Consider the following 6,872-nt stretch of genomic DNA (forward strand, 5'->3'; position numbering starts at 1 on the left):
AGAAGCTCTATTTCCCTTGCCCTTTCTTCAGCGCCTTGATGGTCTCTAACTGTGCGGGGGCGAGTGGCGGGATGTTGTGACTGGCCTCGTATTGCTGCAGGTCCTCGAGGGTCATATCGCCCACATAGTGGCCGTTGAGCTCCTTGCTGCGGGCCTTGAAGGCGTCAGCATCGACAAAGCCGTGTTCCACGGTATAGATGTAATATATCTCGATATCGCGACCCTTGCCGCTGTTGTATTCCCAGTGGTTCATGGTCATCAGATGACGTGCGATGTCAGGCAGATCGTTGTCCTCGTCGGCCAGCTTGAAAATCTCTGCATACTGGTATTCATAGTCCACTTTCTGACGTTTCTTCAGCATCTTGGTCTCGCCATGAATCTGGTTAGAGTACATCTGCATGCGCGAGCCATCGAGCGTGGCGCGACTCACCCCGTTGCTGTGCACTATCTGCCCCACCTTCTCGTTGGGTATCTCCACACGCCATACATTGGGCTTTTCCTGCACGATGCTGGCATTGTATTTCTCCTTGCCCTTCTTGTCCTTCAGGAATTTCTCTGCTGCGAGGTGAGAGGATCCTTTTATCCATGATTTCACCTGGTTCTCGATATGTGCGCCATGCCAGCCGTTGGCCTTGTTGGAGAAGACGCCATACGACCAGTGGGTACGGGTGTCGGGCTTATACTGTTTCTTGATGTCGAAGATGGCAGGGTAGATACCTGCACCATAGGCTCTGAGCGAGTCGCCGATGTAGCGGAAGGCACGGAAATAGTACTCTACGTAGAGGTAAGGCTTGGGCGTGATGACAATCTCCTTGAGGCCATAATCCAAGGCCTCCATGGTGATGCGTCCGTTCTGCAGCGAGGCTATGGTGACTATCTGGGGCTTGTAGGCCACGTGGGTCACCGTCACCTTGGCGGCACCCTTGACGTCGGCCAGCTCGCCGTTGATATTGGTGGTACCAATCATATTGCCGTCCATGTCGAGCACGGTGACCAGGGGTATGGCGTTACCCTCACCATCGACTGTCTGAATCTTCTGGGCCTGAATGCCTAATGCAACCATCATGGCTGCTACCATCATCAAAATTTTCTTCATAGTGTTATCGTTTATTCATTAGTAATCAATTGGAGGAGATGACACAGAACGTCAGCACGCCAGCAGAGAGGGCGGGAACGGCGAGCACCACGTCAGTATCGTCGGTCTTCGGAGTGGCCTTCTGCAGGGCTACGGCCTGCTTGTTTTCCATGCTGTTGGCCACGGTGAGCGAGCCAGGAGCATAATAGTCGAACACAGCATCCTTCACTACCTTCCAGTCGCCCTTGACGCGCAGGGTGGTGGCCTCATCGGTGGGGTTCACCACCTTGACGATGACGCCAGCACCATTCTCCATCATGGTGGTGCTCACGCTCAGGTTGCCCGTGTCGCCACTAAAGGCCAGGCGGTACTTTGAGAAGTGGTCGTACCACAGCTCGGTGACCTGACAGTTGGGGGCCTTGAACAGGTCCTTATAGTCGAAGTTGATGAAGGCGTTGTTCCAGTCGGGGGCGTCAGTACGGCGGATGAACAGGGCGGCAGCACCCATGGCCACCACGTCGCGAGCCTCGCAAGTGTTGAGGAAGCCGCCAGCAAACAGACCCGTGCGCCAGTCGATGCTGTTGAGGTTCCATTCTGAGATAAACAGCTTGATGTTAGGATTGGGACCGTTGGCTATCATCTTGGCATAGTTGTCGTACTGCTGTCCTAAGCGTACAGGACCTGTGGCATAACCGCCCTGCTGCTCGTAGTGGTGCAGGCTGAGATAGTCGAAGTATTTGCCGCTACGCTGAATGAACTGCTCGTCCTCGCGGAAGCCGCCACAGGCAATGATCTTGATGCTGGGGTCAACCTTTCGCATGGCGGTGCTGAAGTCGCGCACACACTTCTCATAACGGTCAATGCCCATCTCCCACATCTCGTTGTCTATCTCCCAGTACTTCACGTTGTAAGGCTCGGGATGACCGTTGGCAGCACGCTTGGCGCCCCATTCGTCAGTAGCAGGGGCATTGCAGTAGCGCAGCCAGTTAACGGCATCCTGAAGTATCTGGTCGTACTCCTCGGCAGGACGTTCGAACTTGACGCTCACCACGATTATCGGTTCAGAATTGATTTCACGGCAGAAGCGGATAAACTCGTCGGTTCCGAAGCAGTTCTGGTCGTAGTCGAGCCACATCCAGTGAGCCCAGCGCTCACGCTGCTCCTGCGGACCGATGCCCCATTTCCAGTCGTACTGGGCCACGTAGCCACCACCAGGCCAACGCAGACAGGTGGGGTGCAGCTCCTTCACGGCCTGCAGGATATCAGGACGGAAACCGCCCAGACTCTTACCTGTCTGCGTAGTCATCGTCGCCATATCAACCTGTATCGTTCCGTTCTTCACCATGATGACGAAGTCGCAGTCGCAGCTAAACTTGGTGATCTTCTGAACGGTCTTTACACCCAGGTCACTGGCGAGTTTTTCAAGGGAACTAGGTGGCTGTATACTATCCACACAGATTCTGCAATGACCGTCGATACCTTCGATCATCTGGGGAACAAGCGTGAATTCATATTTCTTCCACTCCTTGCTGACCTTAAACGACTGGCGGGCAATGATATTGCCTTTCGTACTGCGCAGTCCGACAATGAGTTCGCCCTTACCTTTCGCATAAATGGAGCCTACATAGTTCTCGCCATCAACGTCCAGTGGACCTTGGAAGATTCCTGCCTCGGTCTTGCCTGCCGTAATCTCCTGCGAGTAGCGCATATTCACGGCATCGTCCTTAACGAGACGGTACTTACCACCCTCGCCGAAAGGCGTCCATTGCTGGGCTACAGCGGGAATCTGAACGTCGCCAGGAATGCCCTCGAAGAGCACCTTTCCGTCAGCAGCCGTCAGCTTGATATTTCGGTAAGTGGCCTCGGTATAGTTCACCCAGAAGGTCACGAAATTGCGGCTGGCCTGCTCCAGACCGTCGTAGGTCAGTACCTGCTTATCGTCCCAATAGACCGTCACCTTGCTGCCGCGACTCGATATGCGCAACTTGTGCCACTGCTGTTCCTCGTTGACCTGCTCTTTGGTGGCAGGAGCCGAGGCCAGGGGCACGAGGGTGTTCATGCGGCGACCAGGACGTCCACCGAAACCCTGCGACTGGCGCACCTCCATCTGACAGACAGAGAAGTCGGCAGTGGCGCTCTGCTGCTGGAGTGCAGCGCGTGCGGCGGCCTCGTTGGCAGCGTCGATCTGGGCCTGAGTCTGTGCTGGGGTAAACGTGCGACTCTCATAATATGAGTCGTGTATGCGTATATAATATGGAGAGCCGTCGGCCTTGTTGCGGAAGGCGAAACGAATGTCCATCAGTCCCCCACTCCAACTGCGACGGGCCAGCTTGTAGGCACGCCAGTTAACATCCATCGTCAGGTCGAAGTCGCAGGTATTGATGCTGTCAATCTTCAGCGGTTGCTCGTAGCGCGTGGGCGAATGCAGCACTTGGTCGTCGTCCATATACCAACCGTCGAAATAGCCGTCGCGCGGAGGAATGCCAGGATACTGCTCAGGCTCGAACGAGCGTTCCTGAATCAGCTCCTGCCACACGCCGTTGTTGGCGCTGAAATAGATATGTTCGAAGAGCTGGCCATAGAGCATCTCGTCGATGATGCCCGAGGGCTGCTTGCTATCCACCGTGATGGTGTACTCGCTCTGGGCTTTGGCGGCTGATACAATCGCCAAAAGGGCAAATAACAATAGGTTACGTCTCATGTTCAAGTTTTTAGTCAATTCGTTTTTGTTATCTTGTTCGTCAGCAATGACCCTGCAAAGATACACATTATTTTTATAATAATCGACAATTCTTGTACAAATTATTGGTTCGTTTGTCATTATTGAGCGGTTCTTATCCCAACAAACGTTAAATAATGAGCCTAACCTTATGGTATGTCCGCAATTATTCGTATTTTTGCAGATGAAACCTAAAAGACTGTACAATTTACACTAGACGGATATGAGAAAACTTACAACAATGGCCGTACTGCTCCTATTGACAGTGACGGCAACAATGGCACAAAAACCATTTGAGAAAGAGGTGGGCGGCACCAAGGTACAGGTGGAATTCTACACGCCCACCATCGTGAGAATCGTCAAGATGCCTGCAGGCACGGACATCAGCAACCAGAGCCTGGTAGTGACGGCAAAGCCCGCCGACGTGAAGGTGAGCACCAACGCCACAACAGCATCGAGCAAGGAGCTGACGGTGAAGATGGACCCCAAGACGGGCGCGCTGACATTCCTGACTGCCAAGGGAAAGGTGCTGCTGCGCGAGAAGGACTGCGCCTTTGGCACCCTCGACGAAAAGAGTCCTAACCTGACACAGCAAGTGCGCCAGCGTTTCATCCTCGACAAGAACGAAGCCATCTATGGCCTGGGAACCATACAGAATGGCAAGATGAACCGCAGGGGCGAGCACAAGCGCATGGAGCAGTCGAACTTGGAGGACTTCCAGAACGTGTTGCAGAGCATCAAGGGATGGGGCATCTACTGGGATAACTATGCTCCCACGCAGTTTGATGATGACGAGAACGGCATGTCGTTTACCTCGGAGGTGGGCAAGGTCGTGGACTACTACTTCATGTATGGCGGAAGTGCCGACGGCGTCATCGCGCTGATGCGTCAGCTGACAGGCGATGTGCCTATGTTCCCGCTGTGGACCTACGGCTACTGGCAGTCGAAGGAGCGCTATAAGACTGCTGCCGAGACTGAGGGCATCGTCGACCAGTATCGCGTGCTGAACGTGCCCCTCGACGGCATCATCCAGGACTGGCAGTACTGGGGCTCTAACTACCTGTGGAACGCTATGGACTTCCTGGCTGAGGACTTCAGCAACGGCAAGCAGATGATTGACAATGTGCACAAGAAGCACGCACACTTCATGATCAGCATCTGGGCCAGCTTCGGACCTATGACACAGCAGTTCCGCGAGCTGGACGAGAAGGGCCTGCTGATGCCTTTCGAGACGTGGCCACAGAGCGGCATCTCGCACGTATGGCCTCCCATCATGAAATATCCCTCGGGCGTGAAGGTCTATGATGCCTTCCATCCTGAGGCTCGCGCCATCTACTGGAAATATCTGAAGACCCTCTACGACTACGGCTGCGACGCATGGTGGATGGACTCTACAGACCCCGACTTCTTCAATCCGAAGGAGAGCGACTACGAGCATCAGGTCTATGGCGGCACATGGCGCTCACAGCGCAACGCCTTCCCACTGGAGACCGTTCGCGGCATCTATCAGAGTCAGCGCAAGGACGACAAGGGCAAGCGTATCTTCATCATGACGCGCTCGAGCTTCGCTGGTCAGCAGCACTACGGCTCGAATATGTGGAGCGGCGACGTGAACTCGTCGTGGGACATGCTGCGCAAGCAGGTACCTGCAGGACTGAGCTTCTCGCTGACAGGTAACCCCAACTTCAATACAGACATCGGCGGATTCTTCTGCGGCTCGTACAACACCCGCGGTGGCGGCTCTGCCCCCAAGAACCCACAGTTCCAGGAGCTCTACGTGCGCTGGATGCAGTACGGACTGTTCTGTCCCGTGTTCCGCAGTCATGGCGCCGATGCACCTCGCGAGATTTGGCAGTTTGGCAAGAAGGGTGAGCCTGTATATGACGCCATCGAGAAGCAGATCCGCCTGCGCTATCGCCTCATACCTTATTTATATAGTACAGCCTGGCAGGTCACCTCGAACAACGACAGCTATATGCGCCCCCTGTTCAGCGACTTTGCCGCCGACCAGCGCGTGTGGGATATGACTGACGAGTTTATGTTCGGCCGCAGCATCCTCGCCTGCCCCATCGTCAACCCGCAATATACAGAGGAGAAGATTATCCGCACCAACGCTATGACGGGCTGGGAAAAGAGAAAAGAGGAAGGTGGAGAGAGGAAAGAGAATGGTGGCATTGACTGGACGGAGACAAAGACCGCCAAGAAATATCTGCCTAAGGGTGCCAAGTGGTACGATTTCTGGACCAACCAGCTGTATAACGGTGGTCAGGAGGTGACGCTGCAGACCACACTCGACCGCGTGCCAATGTTTGTGCGTGCTGGCAGCATACTGCCCCTGGGACCAGAGATGCAGTATGTTGGTGAGAAGGCGTGGAACAACCTCGAGATGCGCATCTATCCTGGTGCCGATGCTGAGTTCTCGCTCTACGAGGACGAGGGCGACAACTACAACTACGAGCAGGGCTACTACTCGAACATCATCTTTACATGGTCTGATCGCACCCGCACGCTGCACATCAGCGCACGCCAAGGTGGCTACAAGGGTATGCTGCTCGACCGTAAATTCACATTGGTGCTGCCTGATGGCACCACCCGTACCATCGACTACAACGGCAACCAAGTTTCTGTAAGATTCTAATAAACAAAAGGGGCAAAATAAGCCGTTTATTAATAAAACTGAATAAAATATTCCGAAACACGTGGTGGTTTCGGAATATTTTTGTATCTTTGCCGACAAATTCACATTTTTAAATAAAATAATCATTATGAACGACAACAAAGTCATGAACAGAGCTGCCGACAACATCCGAATTCTGGCAGCTTCTATGGTTGAAAAGGCAAAGTCGGGTCACCCCGGCGGTGCTATGGGTGGTGCTGACTTCATCAACACCCTGTACAGTGAGTTCCTGGTTTACGATCCTGAGAATCCCGCTTGGGAGGGTCGCGACCGTTTCTTCCTCGATCCTGGTCACATGGCTCCAATGCTGTACAGCCAGCTCGCCCTTATCGGCAAGTACACTCTCGAGGACCTGAAGAACCTGCGTCAGTGGGGTTCAGTAACTCCTGGTCACCCCGAGC

At 54.1% G+C, this 6,872-nt stretch carries 3 protein-coding genes and 1 pseudogene; 2 read left to right on the top strand and 2 right to left on the bottom strand.

What is annotated here, in order from left to right; all coding sequences use genetic code 11:
* Window positions 1-7: 7 nt before the first annotated feature.
* Both Q0R57_RS12725 and Q0R57_RS12730 read right to left on the bottom strand, forming a co-directional pair.
* A complete protein-coding gene (locus Q0R57_RS12725) occupies window positions 8-1,096 on the bottom strand; it encodes a hypothetical protein (RefSeq protein WP_294748327.1) in 1,089 nt (362 codons plus the stop codon).
* Between the two features lie 25 nt (window positions 1,097-1,121).
* Window positions 1,122-3,776: a family 16 glycoside hydrolase gene (locus tag Q0R57_RS12730; RefSeq protein WP_294748330.1), complete on the bottom strand. Its 2,655-nt coding sequence runs from the start codon at window positions 3,774-3,776 to the stop codon at window positions 1,122-1,124.
* A gap of 241 nt (window positions 3,777-4,017) precedes the next feature.
* On the opposite strand from Q0R57_RS12730, the gene Q0R57_RS12735 reads away from it, so the two are divergent.
* Complete coding sequence (locus Q0R57_RS12735) at window positions 4,018-6,432, top strand: TIM-barrel domain-containing protein (protein ID WP_294748333.1); 2,415 nt, start codon at window positions 4,018-4,020, stop codon at window positions 6,430-6,432.
* 127 nt (window positions 6,433-6,559) lie between these two features.
* Window positions 6,560-6,872 (top strand): annotated as a pseudogene (locus Q0R57_RS12740) (transketolase); the annotation flags it as partial.

The sequence above is a fragment of the uncultured Prevotella sp. genome (assembly GCF_946407605.1).
In the GTDB taxonomy this organism is placed as follows: domain Bacteria; phylum Bacteroidota; class Bacteroidia; order Bacteroidales; family Bacteroidaceae; genus Prevotella.

Bases quoted from the DNA above. Each gene is read 5' to 3' on its own strand.
- Q0R57_RS12725 (WP_294748327.1), bottom strand. From the start codon at position 1,096: ATGAAGAAAATTTTGATGATGGTAGCAGCCATGATGGTTGCATTAGGC.
- Q0R57_RS12730 (WP_294748330.1), bottom strand. From the start codon at position 3,776: ATGAGACGTAACCTATTGTTATTTGCCCTTTTGGCGATTGTATCAGCC.
- Q0R57_RS12735 (WP_294748333.1), top strand. From the start codon at position 4,018: ATGAGAAAACTTACAACAATGGCCGTACTGCTCCTATTGACAGTGACG.